The 19,990-nt window shown below is 41.4% G+C and carries 15 protein-coding genes; 4 read left to right on the forward strand and 11 right to left on the reverse strand.

Annotated features, from left to right (window positions below; genetic code table 11):
- Positions 1-17: 17 nt before the first annotated feature.
- The 8 genes from EHS15_RS14990 to EHS15_RS15025 form a co-directional block, all read right to left on the reverse strand.
- The gene (locus EHS15_RS14990; RefSeq protein WP_135761359.1) at positions 18-878 is read right to left on the reverse strand and encodes an undecaprenyl-diphosphate phosphatase; all 861 of its coding nucleotides are present in this window, start codon (positions 876-878) and stop codon (positions 18-20) included.
- A 20-nt stretch (positions 879-898) separates the two neighbouring features.
- On the reverse strand, positions 899-1,591 hold the full coding sequence (locus EHS15_RS14995) for a lipoprotein LipL31 (protein WP_135761360.1): 693 nt from the start codon (positions 1,589-1,591) through the stop codon (positions 899-901).
- Between the two features lie 93 nt (positions 1,592-1,684).
- On the reverse strand, positions 1,685-5,065 hold the full coding sequence (gene mfd, locus EHS15_RS15000) for a transcription-repair coupling factor (protein WP_476737714.1): 3,381 nt from the start codon (positions 5,063-5,065) through the stop codon (positions 1,685-1,687).
- A 52-nt stretch (positions 5,066-5,117) separates the two neighbouring features.
- Positions 5,118-5,975 carry a pantoate--beta-alanine ligase gene (gene panC / locus EHS15_RS15005; RefSeq protein ID WP_135761361.1) on the reverse strand — a complete coding sequence of 286 codons (858 nt, stop codon included), beginning with the start codon at positions 5,973-5,975 and terminating at the stop codon, positions 5,118-5,120.
- Positions 5,972-7,267 (reverse strand): histidinol dehydrogenase, encoded by a 1,296-nt coding sequence (hisD, locus tag EHS15_RS15010; protein WP_135761362.1) that lies wholly within the window; start codon positions 7,265-7,267, stop codon positions 5,972-5,974. Before hisD ends, panC begins: the two co-directional genes overlap by 4 nt.
- 45 nt (positions 7,268-7,312) lie before the next feature.
- A complete protein-coding gene (locus tag EHS15_RS15015; protein ID WP_135761363.1) occupies positions 7,313-8,518 on the reverse strand; it encodes an LIC11435 family protein in 1,206 nt (401 codons plus the stop codon).
- The gene (locus EHS15_RS15020) at positions 8,508-10,628 is read right to left on the reverse strand and encodes a FecR domain-containing protein (protein ID WP_135761364.1); all 2,121 of its coding nucleotides are present in this window, start codon (positions 10,626-10,628) and stop codon (positions 8,508-8,510) included. Before EHS15_RS15020 ends, EHS15_RS15015 begins: the two co-directional genes overlap by 11 nt.
- A gap of 8 nt (positions 10,629-10,636) precedes the next feature.
- Positions 10,637-13,486, reverse strand: coding sequence for an adenylate/guanylate cyclase domain-containing protein (locus EHS15_RS15025; RefSeq protein WP_135761365.1), 2,850 nt, complete (start codon positions 13,484-13,486; stop codon positions 10,637-10,639).
- Positions 13,487-13,536: 50 nt separating this feature from the next.
- Between EHS15_RS15025 and EHS15_RS15030 the strand changes: the two genes are divergently transcribed.
- From EHS15_RS15030 to EHS15_RS15040, 3 genes are read left to right on the forward strand one after another with little or no spacing between them, the layout of a single operon-like run.
- Entirely contained in the window at positions 13,537-14,307 is a 771-nt protein-coding gene (locus EHS15_RS15030; protein ID WP_135761366.1) for an exodeoxyribonuclease III, read from the forward strand.
- Positions 14,308-14,338: 31 nt separating this feature from the next.
- Positions 14,339-15,319 carry an LEA type 2 family protein gene (locus tag EHS15_RS15035; protein WP_135761367.1) on the forward strand — a complete coding sequence of 327 codons (981 nt, stop codon included), beginning with the start codon at positions 14,339-14,341 and terminating at the stop codon, positions 15,317-15,319.
- A gap of 7 nt (positions 15,320-15,326) precedes the next feature.
- Positions 15,327-16,400, forward strand: coding sequence for a hypothetical protein (locus tag EHS15_RS15040; RefSeq protein ID WP_135761368.1), 1,074 nt, complete (start codon positions 15,327-15,329; stop codon positions 16,398-16,400).
- Here the strand turns inward: EHS15_RS15040 and EHS15_RS15045 are convergent.
- The 3 genes from EHS15_RS15045 to mgtE are packed head-to-tail and all read right to left on the reverse strand — an operon-like array spanning position 16,397 to position 19,230.
- Positions 16,397-17,131 carry a hypothetical protein gene (locus EHS15_RS15045; protein ID WP_135761369.1) on the reverse strand — a complete coding sequence of 245 codons (735 nt, stop codon included), beginning with the start codon at positions 17,129-17,131 and terminating at the stop codon, positions 16,397-16,399. The two genes, EHS15_RS15040 and EHS15_RS15045, sit on opposite strands and share 4 nt — an antisense overlap.
- Positions 17,132-17,770 carry an LA_2219 family laminin/E-cadherin/plasminogen-binding protein gene (locus EHS15_RS15050; RefSeq protein WP_135761370.1) on the reverse strand — a complete coding sequence of 213 codons (639 nt, stop codon included), beginning with the start codon at positions 17,768-17,770 and terminating at the stop codon, positions 17,132-17,134.
- Positions 17,771-17,823: 53 nt separating this feature from the next.
- Positions 17,824-19,230 carry a magnesium transporter gene (gene mgtE / locus EHS15_RS15055; RefSeq protein WP_135761371.1) on the reverse strand — a complete coding sequence of 469 codons (1,407 nt, stop codon included), beginning with the start codon at positions 19,228-19,230 and terminating at the stop codon, positions 17,824-17,826.
- 185 nt (positions 19,231-19,415) lie between these two features.
- Between mgtE and EHS15_RS15060 the strand changes: the two genes are divergently transcribed.
- Positions 19,416-19,988 carry a hypothetical protein gene (locus EHS15_RS15060; RefSeq protein WP_246052180.1) on the forward strand — a complete coding sequence of 191 codons (573 nt, stop codon included), beginning with the start codon at positions 19,416-19,418 and terminating at the stop codon, positions 19,986-19,988.
- Positions 19,989-19,990 lie beyond the last annotated feature (2 nt).

The raw sequence follows: 19,990 nt of genomic DNA on the forward strand, positions 1-19,990 counted from the left end.
TTAAGGAAACTTTTTAGTTACAGTCTGTAAAAATAGACTGTAACTAAAATTCCTAAAATCACTCTGTAAATCCCGAAGGAGAGAAAACTTCTTCGTCGCAAGAAAGCGATAAAAAGTTTGATGATAAAATAACAAATCACGAAAGAAACGACACTTCCAAATAACAGAAGTCCGACGGTCTCCGAATTCAAAACTGCCCTGTGCTTATAGAGTTTATAAAGACCTGCCAAAGTCAAAACGGGCAGAGCTAGAAAAAAAGAGAACTCTGCCGATTCTTTTTTGGAAACTCCCAAAACCCTTGCAGTGATGATAGTAGCGGCAGAACGGGAAACTCCCGGAATCAATGCAAAACATTGAAAAATTCCGATCCAAAGAGCTTCTTTCAAACCAAGGTTGTGTTCCATTGATTCTCCCTGCTCTTGTTTTTCCTTTTTCTCTCGAAGGATTTCCACCACGATCATGATGATTCCTCCGACAAGCCAGCTTCCGCCCAAAATCAAAAGCAAATGAGGACTGGATTTGATCACATCCAAATGTTTCTTAAAAACGAAACCCAAAACAAGAATCGGGAAAACTCCCACTAAAATGTTTCTATAAAAACCAAACCCTTGTTTTGCGGTAGAATCCCCTTTTAGATAACGAAATGATTCTTTCGCATGGGAAAACAATCTTTGATAGTAGAGGAAAAATACGGAGAGGATCGCTCCTGACTGAATGAAAATATCGAACAAGTCTTCGAAAGATTCTGATATTTCCCCTAAGCCTTGAAAGGGAAAAAAATAACTGAATAAAAAAAGATGACCTGTTGAGGATATAGGAAGAAACTCCGTGGCAGCTTCGATCACACCACGGAGGAACGCATTGAGTGTATTGTCCAGAGGAAAAAACTCTCTATCGATTATTTGGATTCCGGAGCAGGATCGATTTTGTTTTCTTCTTCTGCTGCCGCTTTTCTTTTAGGAGCAAGATACGCATCTAAGTCGAATTTAGGATTCTTTTTGATGACTACTTCTTCTTTGATACCTTCAATGATCAAAGGCAGTTGTTCTCTAGTCTGCAATTGTTTGATTTGTGCTTTTGCAAAGGACAAACATTTATCAATTGTTAGAGTAGCGATGTTTTTATCCAAACCGCGCATACGTTCGCATTCTGATTTCGCTTGTTGGTCGGAAATTTGGATTTTTTTCTCAACTTGCTCGGATACGTACATCTGAGCGATGGTTTGCATCTCTACTTGTTTCAAAACTTCTTGCACATCCGGTCTGGAATAGTAGCCGTTTTTCTCAGCGACTAGTTTGGTCATCAACATCTGGCGGTAGGTTTGGTAAAAGTTTTTCTTTTGTAATTGATAGTTCAGATCTTGGAACTGTTGAGGAACTTCGGTTACATCCTTTTCGATGAATTCTAAAAGAGTCTTTTTTTCAATATTTTGCAATCTGCTGATGGAATCCAAAGCTGTGTCGTAAGCCGCTTCGAAATCCTTAACAGTGATTTGATGTCTATCAAAAGTTTCAATGACAGGACTGTCGTTGCAGTTCAGTAAAAAAGAGGAAATGCCCAATAAGGAAACGAGTAGTAAATTTTTTGCCATGTAAGAGGATCCGACCGCTTATAAAATTATATTTTGTGATGATAATGGGAAAAATTAGGCCGATGTCCATCATTTTTTTGACAGAAAGAGAAGTTACTCCCCTAAGAAACGAAGTAAAGACAATAGCTTTCGAATCTTCTTGAGATCGTCTTTTTCCGCTGTCGAATAACGTAGTATGGATGGCTCTTGAGGATGAATGAAAAGGCCTGGAAATTTTCCCAAAGCCTGAATCACCCGATCCGGATTGCCTCGGAAGTAGGTACCACATTTAAACAATACCTCTTCTCCCTTTTCCGAAACGGATTCGAATCCCAAATTGGAAGATAAAGTGCGAATTTTCTCCAATTCCACAAAGGTTTTGGCGATTGAGGGAAGGTCTCCGAAACGATCCTCCATTTCCAGTGCCAATTCTTCGATTTCGTCCAGGTTTCCGGCACCTTCGAATCGTTTGTAAAATTCGATTTTCTGTTTCGTATCGGGAATATAATCTTCAGGAAGGTAAAAGTTGGCAGATAAGTTAACACTTGTTCGAACTTCAACGGTGACTTCTTCGCCTTTGACTCTGGAAATGGCTTCTTCCAACATCTTCACATAAAGATCGAATCCAACCTCCATGATATCTCCCGACTGTTCCTTTCCCAGAAGATTCCCCGCTCCCCGAATTTCCAAATCTCTCATTGCGACTTTGAAACCCGATCCCAATTCCTGATATTCGAATATAGTGTTGAGGCGTTTTTCGGCCTGCTCTGTGATCAATTTTTTGGAAGGATAAAACAAATAGGCATACGCTTTTTTATCCGACCGTCCCACTCTTCCCCGAATTTGGTACAACTGGGATAAACCGAACATGTCCGCTTTCTTTACGATCAATGTGTTCACATTGGGCATATCGATTCCGGATTCTATGATTGTGGTAGTCACAAGTATATCGTATTTCCGATTGTAAAAATCGACAAGAGTCTCTTCAATTTCATCTTCGGTCAGCTGACCGTGTAGAATTCCCACTGCGATTTCGGGAACAAGGGAACGAACGTAACTTGCTTCTTCTTCAATCGATTCCACCCGATTGTAGAGATAAAAAACTTGGCCGCCTCTTTCCGTTTCCTTACGAATCGCTTCCTGAATGAGTATATCGTCCTCTTCCAAAACATAGGTCTCCACACTTTGCCTGTTTTTAGGAGGTGTGGAGATGATGGACAATTCCCGAATGCCTGTAAGTGCCATGTGAAGTGTTCTGGGAATGGGAGTCGCTGTCAGAGTGAGAACATCCACCAATTGTTTGAACTTTTTGATCGCTTCCTTATGAGTGACACCAAACTTCTGTTCTTCATCAATTACAAGAAGTCCCAAATTTTTGGGTTTCACTTTGGAAGACAAAATAGCATGGGTTCCCACAAGCATATCGATTTTGCCTTCAGAAAAATTCTTTAGATCTTCCTTAACTTCTGCAGCGGAACGAAATCTGGAAACGAATGCGATTTTAATCGGATAGTTTTCGTATCTTTGTTTTAGTGTATTATAATGTTGCAATGCGAGAATGGTGGTAGGAGTGAGTAGCATCACTTGTTTCCCTGCCATAATCACCTTAAAGGCGGCGCGGATAGCCACTTCCGTTTTTCCGTAACCCACATCTCCGCAGACGAGTCGATCCATCGGTCTTGCAGATTCCAAATCTTGTTTTACGGATTCGATCGCTGAGATTTGATCAGGGGTCTCTTCGAATTCGAAAGCCGCTTCGAATTCCTCCTGCCAAATCGTATCGGGAGGAAATGCGAACCCGTTCAACTTCATTCTGTTGGAATACATATGAACCAAGTCTTCCGCAAGTTTGTCTACGGACTCCTGAACTCTGTCCTTTGCCTTTTTCCAGGAATTTTTTCCCAGAGTGTCCAGTTTGGGGGAATCTGTTCCCCCTATGTATTTCTGGACGAGAGAGATTTGATCCAGAGGAACGAATAAAGTATCTCCTCCAGAATATTCTAATTTTAGAAAGTCTCTCTCTTTTCCGTCCGCCTTCGTTCGTTCAATCTTTACGAATTTTCCTACTCCATGATTGACATGAACGATGTAATCTCCTTCCTTCAAATCGATGAAGGATTCGATCATTTGAGAGGCTTGTTTTTTATACCTTGTTTTGCGTTTGTATTGTCTTCCGAATAGATCGTTGTCCGTAAAGATATGAAGATTTTTCTCGGGGAAAGAGAATCCCTTTCTCAAATCGGAAATCACTAAATGAACTCCGGAAGACTGACCTAAAAGATCGACTCTTTGCGGTTCTTCCGAATCAGGATTCAAAACATTCACTTTCTCCTGAGGAAAAAGTCCTTTCAGCCTTTGCATCTGAGCAGAAAAAGATGAAGTGATAAATACTTTTGCTTCCGGATTTTCGTTTAGGATTTCATCGAAATGTTCTTTGGCTTCCCGGATCTTTCCTCTAAAACTTCTTACTTCAGTTATAGGAAAAACAGGAAAATCGTTTTCCTTTGCGGGAAGTAGTCCGAGGTGAATGGAAGGTTCTTCATCTTCCGTAAGTAGATTCCATTCTTTTCCTAGAGAGATGAGTTCCCCCGGCTCCAAACAAAGAGACTCTTCCTTTTTTTTATCGAAAAGAGTTTGGTATTCTCGTTTCATTCCGAAAGCTCTTTCTCTGGTTTCGGAAGACCTTGGAAAAATAACGATCGGAGGAGAATCGAATAAACTCAAAAGACCTTCGTGTTTGCGTACAAAAGGAAGATGTTCTTCTAGGATAAGGTTGTCTTCTTGGATCGGAAGTCTTTTGTCTTCATGAGATAAAAGTAAAGACCCATAATCTTCCCATTCCTTCGAAGTGATTACAGTTTCATTGGCAGCGGTGATCATCACCTCTTTGATTTTCTGAAGAGACTTTTGAGTGTTAGGATCGTAAGTTCTAATTTCATCTACGGTATCACCAAAAAAATCGATACGAACCGGCTGACCTAAAAAAGGAGTATAAATATCTAAAATCCCTCCTTTCAAACTGAAATGACCGAATTGTTCGCACACTTCTTCCCTATGATAACCTAACCGAACCAATTCGGAGAGAAGTTTTTCCAAAGGAAAATCGGAACCGGCTTTTAAAACCAAAGACTTTCCTTTTAAACTTTCCTTATGGGGAATTTTTCGAAGCAAAGCGGATACGGAAGAAACGATGACCGCTTTTCTTTGGGAAAAGATGCGATTGATGCAAAGGATACGATCCCTTTTCCACTCCGCCTGCCATTTCGTATATTCGTAAGGGATATTCTCAGGGCCTGGAAAATGAAAGATGTCCTCTGCGGGCAAAAAACTGACCAACTCTCTGGAAAAAAGTTCAGCTTCACTGTTCGTTGGAAGAACCACGAAAAAATGATCGGTTGATTTTAAATGAAGGAATAAATCGGAAACAAGATAAGAGGCGGCACTGTCGGGCACACCGCTCAGATGCACTTCCTTTTTTTTAAGAGACGAGATTATTCCGGAATAATCGATGTTTGACGGAGTTTCTTTCTGTTTTTTGTCCAAAGTATTAACTGATCGGCAGAGTAAAGATGCGGTTGTCTATGAGTCTTGTTTTTCCTACGAATACGGCTACGGCCAAAAGGATTTTTCCTTCCAATGCCAATTTTTCTTGTAAGTTTCCGGGGTCAACCGTCTCCAGATAATCGATTTTTACGTCTTGTCCCGTAAGAAGAAAATCCCTTAGAATTTCCTTAAAGTTGGAAAGATTCTTCTCTCCGTCTTTCAGGAGTTTTTCTGCTAAAGAATACATTCTGGGGATGAGTTTGGCAGTTTCTCTTTCCTTCTCGCTCAATCGCACGTTTCTGGAACTCATGGCTAGACCATCCGGTTCTCTCAAAGTTTCCACACCGATCACCTGCAAAGGAAAATTTAAAAGAGAAACCATCTCTTCTATGATTCGAAACTGTTGGTAATCTTTCAGTCCGAAGAAAGCAAAGTTAGGCTCTACCAAATGGAAAAATTTAGAAACGACTAACATTACTCCTTCGAAGTGACCCGGACGAGTGCGCCCGCAGAGATTTGTCTGAAGCAGACTTTGAGTCATAGTGATCGTAGATTCGGTCTTTGGATACATCACTTCTTTGCTGGGAAGAAACACCAAATCGACGGATGCAGTTTTGCATTTTTCCAAGTCTCCGTCTATGTTCACAGGATACTTCAGATAGTCTTCAGGATCGTTGAATTGAGTGGGATTTACAAATAAAGATAATACTGTTTTATCCGTCTGTTTTTTGGAACGTTCCACAAGAGAAATATGTCCCTCATGTAGATACCCCATCGTGGGAACAAATCCTACCGAATTTCCTTCCTTTTTCCAAAGAGAAATTTGGGACTTCAGTTCTTCTACAGTTCTAACAACGATCAATGTTTCTTTTCCTCGTATCGAACCTTAACACTGGTTCCATGTTCTTCGTCCAAACCTTCCAGCTCGGACATCAATTTCACATGAGGATACAAACGGTTAAGAGATTCTTTTGTGACTTCCTGATAAGTGACTCTTTTCAAGAAGGTGTCGACGCCTAAGGAAGAATAAATGCGACTTCCTCCCGCAGTGGGAAGTATATGATTTGTGCCGCTGATATAGTCTCCCATCGCAACAGGAGAATACGGTCCTAAAAATACGGAACCGGCATGTTCGATCCCTTCGAATACTTTGTAAGGATCTGCCGTTTGGATCTCCAAGTGTTCTGGCGCCAATAAATTTGAGAAATGAATGCAATCGTCCATTTTAGGAAATACTAAAATACAGGAATTTTCATAAATCGCATGTTGTTTCATTTTCAGACGTTTCGGTCTTTCTACGAATGCCTTTTCCAACTCCACAGAAACCGCATCCGCAAGGGATTGGCTTGTAGTCATCAAAATAGCGGAAGAATCTTCCCCGTGTTCCGCTTGAGATAACATATCGCAGGCGATCCACATAGGATTAGCTGTTTCATCCGCAAGAATTCCCACTTCGCTGGGACCCGCAGGACTGTCGATTCCTATGAGACCTACTCCCGCCAAATAAGACTTAGCCGCTGCTACGTAAGAATTTCCGGGGCCGACTACGAATTCAGATTTAGGAACGGATTCGGTTCCATAAGCGACCGCTGCAATTCCTTGCGCCCCTCCCACTGTAACGATTCGGTCGATTTCTAAAATCTGCGCAAGCCAGACCAAAATATCGGGAAGACCTCCTTTTTGAGGAGGAGTCACCAATTGAATTTCTTTCACTCCCGCAATCTTAGCAGGAATGATTCCCATAAGCACACTGGAAGGATAAAGAGCTGTTCCTCCGGGAGCATATACAGCCAAAGAAGGAATGGGAGTGTATTTAACGCCTAACTTATTTCCATCGACGTTGACAGACCAAGAATCTCTCAGTTGGGCTTTATGAAATGTTTCTATATTCTTTTTAGCGGTTAAAAATGCTTCTTGGATATCCTTAGGGACATTGGTTCGAACAGAACGAGGATCGATCGTTAATGAAGATAGTTCGATCGAATCGAACTTTTTTGTGAATTCGAATAAAGCTTTGTCGCCCTCTTTCTCAACGGAACGCAAAATAGGAATGACTTTCTCCGTGGCAACGGAAAGATCCGACTTTGCCTTCTTTAAAAGATGGCTGTACCCTTCCGGTTTCGCAGGATCCGCTTTGAGAATAGAAATCGGCATAGAAATACTCTATCCTAAACGATGTTCTAGTCTCAAGCTTTTTGTTTAGTAACGAAGTGAGAATTCCAATTGGTAGTTGGAAGCGGAAGTTTTATACTGAATCGGCTGTGAGGAATAGGAATAAATCGAGTCCGCACCCAGTCTGGCGGAAACTCTCACGTTCTCTTCTAAAATAGGAAAACCAGGCTTAGGTTCTTCCCAAGCAATGTTCCTTCTTGCGGAAAAATAAGAGTCAACAAGGTTATAAAGGATGAATAAACCGAATACTCCCGCTCCCGCCTGAATTACATTTAACTGTTGTTTTGCTGAATTGAAATTTGCCTGTGCTGAATTTCGATTCAATAACCATAAAAACTGAGTGTTCGGATCCTCGGCAAGAAACACTCCCATCAATACCGTAGATTCATACGAGGACTTGGCGGATTGGAACTTGGAATAAGAACTCGCATAAGCTCCCAAAATCCCAGCAGCCACTACCGGATAAACGTACAACTTCCAATTCTGACCGTCTATATAAGTCTGTCCCCATCCCGGCAGAATGGAGGATCTCCAGAATGTGGACCAATAAGGAGTTTCGTAATAGTCTTCCGGGATTTCCTTATTGATGATTCTTTCCTGGCGGCTGGCAAACCTCGCAGCTCTTTCTTTGGAATCGGATACAACAACTCTTTGTTTGGCGGTTAACGTCTTTTTACGAGGGTTTTCCAAAACCAAATCGTAAATTCCGGTATCCAGATCGGGATCTATATCGAAAGTCGCTTTAGCTACCGTTCCAGACTCCAAAACCACTTTTTTAGCGGGGATTTTTTTACTCCCGATCACCATATAGACTTTCATCGAATCTATGAAATCTTTTCCTTCCAGAATCAGAACCTTCTGTTTTTCTTCTTTGGAAAAAGAAAATACACTATTTTTTGTTAGGCTGGGAATTCGGGAAACGATCACTTCAAAAGGAACCCATTCCGAGTATCCGCTCACCTTTCCCAATTTATTGACGGCACCTACTCTATGTTCATACATCCCCGAAGTAAAATTAACAAGAGTATAAGCGTTGGCTGTCGTTTTTTCGGACAATACTTGGTAACCGTTGGAATTTCTAATTTCCAAAATATAACCGGAGGCTCCAGGAACTTCTTGCCAGCTCAATTGCTGCGGCATTGTGTCTTCCGTAGTGACTGGTTCCGCCAAAAGGGAACCGCAACAAATTCCAAAAAAAATGAAAATCGAAACGAATAGAGTCTTATTCGACATAGATTTTCCCGGGAGTGAGAATTTTAGGAATTCTTAAGCTGGGAAGAGAAATAAAGAAATCGGCCCGACTGTAAACAGATTCCTTTTCTCCCGCACTCGTATTATAAACGGAACAAACTTCCCAGCGGTATCTACCTTCACTTAACTTTTGTAAATCGGTGAGATTATAAGAAGGTTTGGAGGTTTTCTCATTCAGAACGATCTTTTCTTTGATTCCGCTGATGTCCAAAATTCGGATTCGATAAGAAGAGGATTTTTCGGTAGGTTTCCAAGAAAAAGAAATAGAAGAACGATTCGACATGTCGATGGATTCATTCTTTGCGGGAGAACTCAAAACAGGCGCTTCCGTAGAACTGTTCAATACAAAAGACCAAACATCACTTACGGCTTCCCCGGAAGAAGTATCCGCACTCACTCTCCAATAGAATTTTCCGAAATCTTTCAAATGGGCTTCATAATATTGATTTTGAGTGGTTTCTTTCAAAACTGCTGAAGTAAAATCGTTCGTTTTGGAAACTTCGACAGTATAAGTGGCTTTAGAATTTAATTTTTTCCAACGCAAAGTAACGGAACCCTTTTCGTCCATCTCTACTTCCGAATTTACGGAAGGAGAAATCAAATTCATATCTTCCTTTGCGACAATAGAGAAGGAATTTACAGAAGACACTAAATCCTCTTTGCCGCTGGCAGAACCTTTCACTCTCCAGAAATAATTTCCTTCTGAGAGGGATTCTCCCGTTTTAATGAAGTTTGCTTGTAAAGATTGTTTGGTGAGAATCTTCGAAAAGGAAGAATCGGAACTCAATTCGAAAAAGAACTGATTGAAATCTTGGTTGTCTTTCCATGTAAAGAATATCTGATTTTTGACTTGTTCTTTAGTGAAAACCTTGGACTTAGCAGGCTCCAAAAGAACGGGAGCTTCCAGGTTCAGCCTTTTTCCGATGGAAAATTTAACTGGCGAAGATACTTTCTCCGGAACGTCCGGAATGCTGGATCTGGCGATCACTCTTGCGAAATAAGCGCCATCACCTAATCCGTCAAATGCGACGGACTGATTTTGTGTCTGTTTCGATTTCACATCTCCAGAAAAACCTTGGTCTTTCGAGATTTGCACCGTATAACCGGAATAAAGATCTAAATTCTGCCAAGAAACCTTTACGATAGGAAGACCGTCCGTATAAGAATAGTTTTCTCCCTCTTTAGGAGAAAACAACTTCAAAGAAGGGTCTGCCAACACTCTGAATCTTCCCGTTTCCGTAGACTGTTTATTTTTGGACTCTGGATCTACATAACTGATCCTCCAATAGTAAGAGCCTCCGGAAAGGTTTTTGGAATAAGAAGCGGATTTAACTTTCTCTTTTACGATCGGTTTACCGAAATCGGGGGAAGTTGCGACTTCGATCATCGCATTCGTATCTTTAAGGGATTCGGAAGTAACTCCAGCGATAGAGAATTGGATCGTTTCGTTTCCGCTTTCAGTCAAAAAGTTCTTTTTGTCTTCAGGAGACACCAAACCGAACTTAGGTTTGCTGACTCGAACTCCATCTCCAGTCACACTCGCTACCTGATCTTTTCCTACGATCTCCTGTTTTCCGTTCGCGGATATCTTAGCTTCCCCTTCTCCCACCTTGAGGTTTAACTCCCCTTTGGTGTTATCCAGTTTGATATCGCCTTTACCGACCTCTACGATTTTGTCACCGGCAGTGATGTTAAGTTTGGAATCTTCTCCGTCTCTTTCCCTGGCGGCTTCGAAAGATCCGTATGCGAAATTGATATTGATGTTTTTATCTGATATGTCCAAAAGGATCATCGAGTTTTCGGATATATTGATTTTAGTTCCGTCGTTTAAAGTCAGAACGGCATCCGACAAACCTTCCGTACGAATCGTATCCCTGTTTTTAACTTCCGTTTTGGATTCGATCGTATCCCAAACCACCTGATCGTTGTATTTCCTCAAAACAGTTTTGTTTTTAAAAGTGATGACTCCGATGCTGGGACTTCCGGAACCGCCTCCTCGATTGGCTAAATTTCTGTACAATAGGAATGAAAACACCCCTATGAGGAAGATCAGAAAAGGAATTACATACTTAGTATCGTTGAGAAGGCGCATATACCGAATTACTTATGTGTTCTAGTGAAGACCCCGTCCCAATCGGAGCCAGGAGGAGAAAGTTTATATTCCAAACATCTTTCGATTATGACATGACTTGCTTTGTCTTTTTTGCCTTTTGCCGCTTCCGCTTGTTGAAACAAGGAAACAGCTTTATCCCAGTCTTGGTTCAAGTAAGAGGAAAAACCCGCTTCATAAAGCTGTGCGGACTCGGCAACTTGAGAAGAAATTTGAGAACGGTAACCTACCAGTTCGTGTATTTTAACAGGTTCATTTTTTCCTTTTACACGCACCAAATCCACATAACGAGTCAGCATCTCCGCACCTACTTCGTTACAAATAGCATCCGTGATGAGAATGTTCACTCCGTAGTCTTTTCCTGCGGCTTCCAAACGTGCCGCCAAATTGACAGTGTCCCCCATCATAGTATAAGAAGCTAGAGCATCCGTTCCCATAAAACCGACCTTAGCCGGTCCGGCATTCAAACCGATCCTTGCATCCATTCCTTGTGCTTCTTTGGAATAAAGATTATGCCTAGTCCAATACTTACGCAGTTCTTCCAATTTCTGAACCATATCCACACTGGCACGAGCGGCTTTCAATTGATGGTCTTGAACGGAAACAGGAGCATTGAAGATTCCTACGATGGCATCCCCGATGTATTTATCCAAAACACCTTCGTGTTGTTTCAAGATCAATGTCATAGCGGAAAGATATTCATTGAGAAGAGCTGCAAGATCCGCGGACTTCAACTGTTCGGAGATTGTGGAAAAACTGGCAACATCGGAAAAGAATGCGGTGATCATGGTTTCAGATCCCCTCTTTAACGCAGCTAAGTCGACCATCGCCTCCTGAACCACCACAGGATCGATCATACTTCCCAAAATGTTTTTTACCTTTTCCCTTTCCTCCAGACCGTGACCCATGTCGATGAAGTATCTGGTAAGAAGCCCCACCTCGTCTTTGGTCGTAGGTTTGATGGGAACTCGAAAATTTCCTTTGGCGATTTCGAGTGTAGCAGTTAACAACTGTAATACCGGCTTAGTGATCGTTTTGGAAAAGAAGAATACGAAGATGAGTGCGGAACAAAGCCCGATTCCCATAATGTAAAGATTGGTTCTTTGGCTTTTGTAAACGTCCTCAAATGCCTTATCCTCTGAAACGAGAGTGATGACGCCTGTATCCGCAAAACCGATTTTCTGAAAAGAACCTAAGTATTGAGCATTCAATTCTTGATCGAAATAACTGCTCTGACCGTTATTGGTAGGATTCGTCACCATCGACCTCACGATCGGCATGGAGGAAAGATTGGTCGCAGCTAAAATCAAATCTTCTTTAGGATGGGCGATTACAACACCTTGACCGTTCACCATAAAAGTGGTTTCGATCCCTCTATCCTGAAAGGCTCCTATGATTTTGCTGAGTTTGATGACCATCACAAGGACGTTGTCCAACTCCCCGTTTTCGGAAGTGGGAATTGCGATTGCAAAAGAAGGTTCTTGGAACCCTGGACTGGAATTTAAAAGTACGGATTGTCCGTTGAAAGCTTCGCTCAATGCTTCTTTATTTCTCAGAACTACATTATGAAAGTCTTCTTCCGTCACGGAGGATTGTTTCAATTCCTCCTCGTTGAACACTTCTTTCTTCATTCTAAGCTCGTTGCCTTGTTTTTCAAAAATCCCCATATAAATAAACTCACGGTCGTTTTTGAAAAAAGTCTTCAAAAGCATCTTTCTTTGATCTTCGGGAAGACCTTGGGAAGTGAGTGTAATCGCAATTTGGCGGCCTTTTTCGACGGAACTCAATACGTCCGATTTCACCTTTAGTCCAACGATTTCCGCCAATCTTAAGTTATTTGCTCTTAACTGAAGCTCTGCGGTTTGTTTAAAATAATAGGATGCGAAAAAAATGATCGTGGATACGGATAAAACGAATAAAAGAGAGATCACTCCCATCATTTTCAATTGAAGAGAAAACTTCGTTTGGACATTTCCGGAATTCAAAGGAAGAGATTCAGAGTGAGCTTCTTGTTTTGAAGTCGTAGAAGGAGGAATTACTTTCGCCTCTTCCTTCACGGCCGAGGAAGGTTCTTCCTTAGAGGCTGGGGTTTCCACTTTGGAAACTTCAGGTTCAGGAACAACAAAGGCATTCTCCACCATACTGGCGTTTGCTTCTATTTCTTCCGCTTCCGATTTTCTAGCAGGTTTTTCTTCGATGACTACCGCCTGTGAAGAAACTACCTCGGAAGGCTTTGTTTCTGAAACGACTGAAATCGGATTTTTCTTTTCCTGAACGGAAATGGAAGGAGAAGATTCGTTTTTTACAGATTGATTGGGTACGGAAGAGCCGCAGATCAGAATCGGAGGAGGATTAAAAAATAAGGAATGTTTTTCGGGAGCCACTCGTTTCATCGTCTTATGAAACTCGTTTAGGGTTTGGTATTTTTCACCGATCAACCCGAATCGTTTGGCAATGGTTTCCCAACTCTCTTCCTGTGAGGAGGAAAGCAAAATTTTTGCAAATTCTAATCTTGCAGTTTCTTCCTCTTCCGAAGAAACGAGGACGGTAATATTTTTCCCGGATAAATTTTGTTTCCAAGCCAAAGCAACACTGGAAACGGAATCGAAATCATTAGAAAAATAGAAAGGATATTCGATATGTTGCACATGATTCGGAATTCCCCAAAGAGGACTTCCGAATCGAAATTCTTTTCCTATTGTAAGCGTTCTGGATTGCAGAAAACAGTAGAGTCCCTGAGACCAATTCCAAGTTTCTAAGGCCTGAGGAGACCTATCCCAAACAAGGAAGCGAATTTTTGACCCGCTGACAAAGGGAATTTCTGGAGAAATTTCTAACATATCATTTTTAGTATCGACTGATTGAGCGATTTAATCGATTCCATTTCTATATGAAATTTCTTACCTTAAATTGCAACGGAATTCGTTCGGCAAGTTCAAAAGGTTTACTCGATTTAATTCGTAAGGAAAAACCTGATGTTTTTGCCTTTCAGGAGACAAAAGCCCCTCTTTCCGAAATCCAAAAGCCCCATTGGGCGGAAATGGGATACGAATCCTATGCCTGTATTGCGGAAAAGCCTGGGTACAGCGGGGTGGCAGTCTTCACTAAGGAAAAGCCTAAATCTGTGGAAGTCGGCTACGGAGGGGGAATTTTTCTATCGGAAGGAAGATCTGTTTTATTAGAATATTCTAATTTTATATTTTGGAATATTTATTTCCCCTCCGGAACAAGCGGAGAGGAAAGGCAAAAAATCAAATACGAGTTTTTAAACGAAGTGGACGAATTAGTCAAAAAATTGAAAAAAAAGAAAAAACCGCTTCTGATCTGCGGGGATGTGAACATTGCCCACAAAGAAATAGACATCCATAACCCGAAAGGGAACGAAAAGAACAGCGGATTTTTGCCGGAAGAAAGAGCCTGGATGACCCGGTTTCTGGAATCAGGAATGATCGATTGTTTTAGGGAAATTCATCCCGATAAAAAAGATCTCTACAGTTGGTGGACCTATCGCTTTCAAGCGAGAAAAAATAACAAAGGCTGGAGAATCGACTATTTCCTTGGAAGCAAATCCTTACTGCCTATGATAAAGAAAGCAAACATCGTAAACGAACCTGCTCTTTCCGATCATGCTCCAGTTACCTTGGAAATCCAATTCACTTGACAAAGAAATTTATTTAGGAGCTTATGTTGTCATGAAACGCATTCTTAGCCTGTTATTCCTTCTTCTAACATCCATCAACTGCTCGATTCTGGGAGTTTTACAAGACAGAGTTCCCCGCCCTGAATTCAGTTTCGAATCCTTGAGCATCAAAGAAATTACACTAACAGACATTACGTTAAAAATGGTTACTTCCGTAGAAAATCCGTATCCGGTAGGGCTTCCCAAATCCCTTTTGGAAATGGATCTAAAAATAGAAGGAACCAATCTTTCTCATATCTCGACAGACTTGGGAGAAATCGAATCCAAAAAATCAAAACAACTTCCTTTCGAAATTAAAATCAAATATGATGATTTGCTGAAGTTGTATCAAAAAGTTCCCGGAAAATCATTGTTATCCGTTATGGTTGATGGAAATCTGAAGGTTCCGGTTCCTGCTTCTATTCCCTTAGTGGGAGGCCAACCGATGAGTTTCGCATTCCAAAAAAGCAGAGAAATTCCGGCAGTTCTTCCTTCCGTAGACATCAAAAACTTTAAGATCCTAATGCCTAGCAAAGAGGAAATCACTTCTTCTGCAAATACAGGAACGATGGCAAATACAGCAGTCAGCTTTTTAGAAGGTCTTCTTTCCGGCAAATCGACCACTCAATCCGCAAAATCGGCAGCAAGTGCCGGTTTATCTGGACTTAATTTGGATCTAAATACAGAATTCGATCTGAACTTTCAAAACAAAGCGGCTTCCGAGTTGATGTTCCAAGGTTTAAACTACGATTTAAAGTTAGGCGGGGAAAAATTTCTAGCAGGTGCTCCTAAAGAAATCATCAATAACGGAAAAGAATCCATCATTAAAGTGAAAACGGCTTTCCCTGTAGCATCTATCAGTTCCGGTCTTTACAAAACCATTCAATCTAAATCGGCAGGATTCGATTTGAACGGAAACTCAGGACTGAAAGTTCCGGGACTCAACGAGTCGATGAACTTTAATTATACGAAAAACGGGAAATTCTCTTGGTAATTTTTCTTTGAGGAAAAAACTTCAACTTTTTTTAACTCTATTTTATATCTCCTCTTCCCTATCCGCATTCGATCATTGGGAAGAGGAGCCTCCCCGCATCCGCGATCCTCTTCTCAAAGAAAAACAATTGAAAGCGATCGATCCGGATGCAAGAGAAGGTTCTTTTTCTCAAAGAAGAACTTTCGGGCCTCGTTACTTTCGACTGTATCCAGGTGTGAAGTTCGAAAGCACAAACCTGCATATCAAAGGCCCTTCCGGCAACGCAATCATGTCCCAAAGTTCTTTGGGAGAAGTTCAGTTTTCTTTCGATTTAAAAACCCCCGACTGGCAGTTTACGGAATGGTTCGGAGCGACTTTACTCTTTCGCAATTCGGAGTATACTCTTAACCGCCAAACAGTGGAAAAACCATTAGGAAGTAATACAAATCTAGCAAGTTCCCCCGGTTCCTCCAGCAGCTCTTCCGATTCGAATACGGAAAGAGTCAATTTGGGAACCAGAATCAAAGGATTCCAAAGTTTCGCAATTCCCACAGTTTATTTTGGAAAAAAAGGAATCGATCATTTCCGAATCGGACTGGGCGCAGGGCCGGGAACCATAAGCATGAGAGGAAACTTCGATGCCAATCCGATCGCAAGGATCATGTATCCTCTTTTACTCGCCAATCCAAACGACAATTTAATCAATTTATTAGGTTATAATGCTGCATTCGGAGGTCTTCAGCAAGATCCCATCCAATCCTCTTTGTTGTTGAATTTAAGTTCGGGAGACAACCTAACACTCTATGGTCTTTATTCAATGGCAAAAGGGGATTTCACGATAGGAGATCCTTTTGTCACTTTCGCAGCATTGGCTTTGAACAAAAACCTCACTCCTTTCGAAGTGATCACCCTATCGAATATCTCCAGAACGGAAGTTTCGATAGCCAGAGCAAGGGCATTCGTGTGGCAGTTGTTTTGGGAGGTGCCTATGGGAGATCTGAACTTAAGACTTTCCTTCGGAGGTCCCATTTTGAACATCGGGAACTATAAGGCGGAATTCAGGAACTTTGACCTAACATTGTACATGCCGATCGATTTTTAAAAAGTTTTCTCCCTTTTCAGTTTTTCATCCGCCTGCGTTTTCTTCAAAAGAGTCGTCCAATATCCGTTAGGTTGATAGGTCAAGATCTTATCTCTGATCTGCCAGGCTGCTCCTTTACGTGTGGTTTCATAAGGGCCGAAAAAATGATTCCAATCTTCGTCGTAACCCTTCTCTATCACATGTTGAAGACCGTCGATGATCATTCCTGATTCGGAGACACCTAATACTCCTGCAAATTTTGCCTTACCTTCCTCCACATGAATCGGGAGAAGAGGAAAGGTGACAGCGGATTTGACAGAAAAATAAACAGGAACGGTATAAGTAACTCGGTTCGCACCGCTTCCACTGGAACGGGTTTCCATATAACCGTATCTGACCATCGCATACTTTTTGTTTGTGGGAAGAGATGTGATTCCGAAATAAATTCCTTCCGTATCGCTGATCACTACATCTTTTGCGGTAAGAGGTAAAGAATACCCGATTTCAGAAAAGGTTCCGTCCTGCTTTTCTTCGATTTCCCGAAACAGAAAAAAATCTTTGCGATAGGTGGTATAATGAAAAGGGTCTCTTACTCCGAAACTGATCTTTCCGTGAAAATGAACCATTCCGAAAAGAACCAAACCCGGGTTCTCTCCCACAAAAGGTTCCGGAATGATGGAAATCGTTGAACAATTTAAGATAAAAAAAACGATCCAAGGAAAGAATGCGAATTTTCTTTTCGCAGATGACATTTATTTTTTCTTCTGTAACATTTGTTTGATTTCGTCCCTTGATTTTCCCGCATAAAGACGAATTTGATAATTGATCAAAAATTTAGTGACTAAAGGAAGACCGTCTTTGGAAAGATGTTCGTAATTCCATCTGGATGCATCGTTTTGGATGAGTTTGGCGATATCGTTGATCCTAGGAACTCTTCTGTCGAAAGAGATAGTCTCTAGTTTGCCTGTATTCGAGTTTAATCCGACAGTCACATAACCGTCGTCAACGAAGTTCAATAAATCGAAACGTTTCATTTCCTCTTTTGTCAGCTCGTCCCCGCCCGGATCTGGTTTTCTTTTGATTTTATCGCTGGAACGAATTTGACGCACCTGATATGTATCCGAACCCATGAACACTCTGTACAGCTCGTTCGGCATATCCGATTTTTTTTGGAAAAAAGGAACTTCTCCCGTTGAATTTTGAACCTCTTCCCCTTTCTCGTTGAAGATGATCTCACCCTCCCCTCCAGGAGGAGGCAAAAGATCGCCGACGATTTTTTCGACTGCTTGCGATTCTGATACCGAACTTTGCTGTTGGGAGGATTTACAATTGGCAAGAATAGAAAGGGAAAATAGAAGAAATCCTAAGATTCGAAAGAAAGAGAGGTTCATTTGAAATAATTCTTTTGGCAATATGGGTTGTGGCAAGAATTTTACAGATAAATTTAGCCGATCAGATAACGGGAAAACAGAGTCGCCAGTCCCAAAAAAAAGAAAAATCCGCAGACATCCGTCATTGCAGTCACGAAAATAGAGGAAGCTATGGCAGGATCAATCCGAACCGCTTTCAAAAGAATCGGAACAAGAGAACCTGTCAAAGAAGCGACTAACATATTCACCAACATCGCAGCTCCCACCACTAGCCCCAGAACGGGATTTCCTTTGACTAAAAAAATCATAGTGCCTGTGATCGATCCCAATACGAGACCGTTGAGACATCCGATCGTGAATTCTTTCCGAACCGCATCCCACCAGTTGGAAAAAGTAAGATCCCCTGTGGCGATATTGCGAATGACTACCGTCACGGATTGAGTTCCGGCATTTCCTCCCAGTCCTGCGACGATGGGCATCAAGGTGGCAAGCACCACGATTTGGGAAATCGTATCTTCGAAAAAGGCGACGACAGTGGAGGATAAAAATGCGGTCAGAAGATTTACGTTCAGCCAGATGATCCTTCTCTTTACGGATTGTAAGATGGGAGTGGAAAGTCTTTCATCTTCCGAAACCCCCGCCATCCTTAAGATGTCTTCGGAAGCTTCCTCTTCTACGATCTCCAAAACATCGTCTAACGTGATTCTGCCGATGATTCTACCTAAATCATCCACAACCGCAGTACTGACAAGGTCGTATTTCTTGAAAGACTTAGCGACCTCTTCCTGATCCGTATCATAATGAAAGGAATAAACGGAGTAATTCGTAATTTTAGAAATTTTAGTATTGATCGGAGTGAGGAAAAGATCTTTCAGAGGAATGAAACCTTTTAATACACCGTCTTCATCCGTTACGTAGATCTGATAGATGTCTTCGATTTCTTTCGCTTTTTTTCTTACGTTGATGATTCCCTTTCGGACATTATCACCTAACTTTGCAGTTGCGAAATCCTTGGACATAAGACGCCCTGCGCTCGATTCCCTAAATCCCAACTGGGAACGGATTTCAAAAGAGTCAGATTTACTGAGTTTGGAAAGAACCTGATCTCTTCTCTCCGGAGTCAAAAAAGATAATAAATAAGTGGTTTCGTCCGTCTCGTTGAAATCCAAAGTGAGGGAAATTTCATCGATGGAAAGTTCGTCCAGAAACTTGTCCAGACCCTCTTCTTCCATTTTGATCAAAGTATAGGATTGTTCTTCGTGAGACAGTAGCCTGAAAAGATAAAGAGATTCCTCCAAGGAAAGATCTCTAAACAAAGTGGCGATATCGGCAGGGTGAGCACCCTCTAACATCGCTTTGAGGCTATTTTCGGAACCGCTTTGGATTTGATTACGAAGTTCTTCCAAGAACTCTTCGTAAGTCTCGCTTTCACGGTCAATTTTCAGCCTAAAAACCGTATCTTTCCTTGCTTCTTCTTCCATGGATCAGTTTTTTTCCTGAAATTTTACAATTGACGATTATGTCACCAAAAACTTAATCTCTGCTTATGGCTTCTTACATTCGAATTTTTCATACAGTGGTTTTTCTCCTACTTGTTTTTTCTCAATGCGCCCTATTTGAACCAAAACTGAGCACCATTTCCGATACCTATGTTCGGGAAGAAGTCATGAATGAGGAACAAAAATCGGCCATTAAGGTGATCAAACAAAGAATCATCACTCTTAAAAACGAAATTGCCACTCAGAAAAAGACAAATGAGATCACATCTCAATCTATCAAAATCTCCAAGGCGAAGATTGCAAAACACACCTCTCAAAGAGACCTTCTCAAAGAGAAAGAAAAACTTTCTTTGATCAAAGACGAAAGTTCCAACGCAAAACGTTACTTAGATGAATCTCAAGCTGCCGACTTGGAAAAACAAAAAGAAGAAACAAGATACCTCACTTGGATTCAAAAAGAAAAAGAAGACATTGCTTTTCTCCAGATGAAAGAAGCGATGCTCTCCGAAAATATCGCTGAATTGGAATTGGTTCGTGCGGAAGTCGCAGTGAAATTTCAGGAGTCTCAGGGAAAAGTTCCTTCCGATCCTGAATTTGTAAAAAAAGAAATTTTCGAAACTCAATACAGCAGCCGTAAATCGGATTCCAGAAGAAAAACAACGGAATGGGAAAGAGTGAAAAATGAAGCAGCGAAACTTCCAAAAATCAATTTGGAAGACACTTACGAAGAATCGAGGTAGTT

Source organism: Leptospira idonii, assembly GCF_004770995.1.
Taxonomy (GTDB): Bacteria; Spirochaetota; Leptospiria; order Leptospirales; family Leptospiraceae; genus Leptospira_A; species Leptospira_A idonii.

Coding starts and splice junctions, on each gene's coding strand:
- hisD (WP_135761362.1), bottom strand. CDS start 7,267: ATGCCGATTTCTATTCTCAAAGCGGATCCTGCGAAACCGGAAGGGTAC.
- EHS15_RS15050 (WP_135761370.1), bottom strand. CDS start 17,770: ATGAACCTCTCTTTCTTTCGAATCTTAGGATTTCTTCTATTTTCCCTT.
- mgtE (WP_135761371.1), bottom strand. CDS start 19,230: ATGGAAGAAGAAGCAAGGAAAGATACGGTTTTTAGGCTGAAAATTGAC.
- EHS15_RS15030 (WP_135761366.1), top strand. CDS start 13,537: ATGAAATTTCTTACCTTAAATTGCAACGGAATTCGTTCGGCAAGTTCA.
- EHS15_RS14995 (WP_135761360.1), bottom strand. CDS start 1,591: ATGGCAAAAAATTTACTACTCGTTTCCTTATTGGGCATTTCCTCTTTT.
- EHS15_RS15015 (WP_135761363.1), bottom strand. CDS start 8,518: ATGTCGAATAAGACTCTATTCGTTTCGATTTTCATTTTTTTTGGAATT.
- EHS15_RS15020 (WP_135761364.1), bottom strand. CDS start 10,628: ATGCGCCTTCTCAACGATACTAAGTATGTAATTCCTTTTCTGATCTTC.
- EHS15_RS15025 (WP_135761365.1), bottom strand. CDS start 13,486: ATGTTAGAAATTTCTCCAGAAATTCCCTTTGTCAGCGGGTCAAAAATT.
- EHS15_RS15045 (WP_135761369.1), bottom strand. CDS start 17,131: ATGTCATCTGCGAAAAGAAAATTCGCATTCTTTCCTTGGATCGTTTTT.
- EHS15_RS15035 (WP_135761367.1), top strand. CDS start 14,339: ATGAAACGCATTCTTAGCCTGTTATTCCTTCTTCTAACATCCATCAAC.
- EHS15_RS15060 (WP_246052180.1), top strand. CDS start 19,416: ATGAATGAGGAACAAAAATCGGCCATTAAGGTGATCAAACAAAGAATC.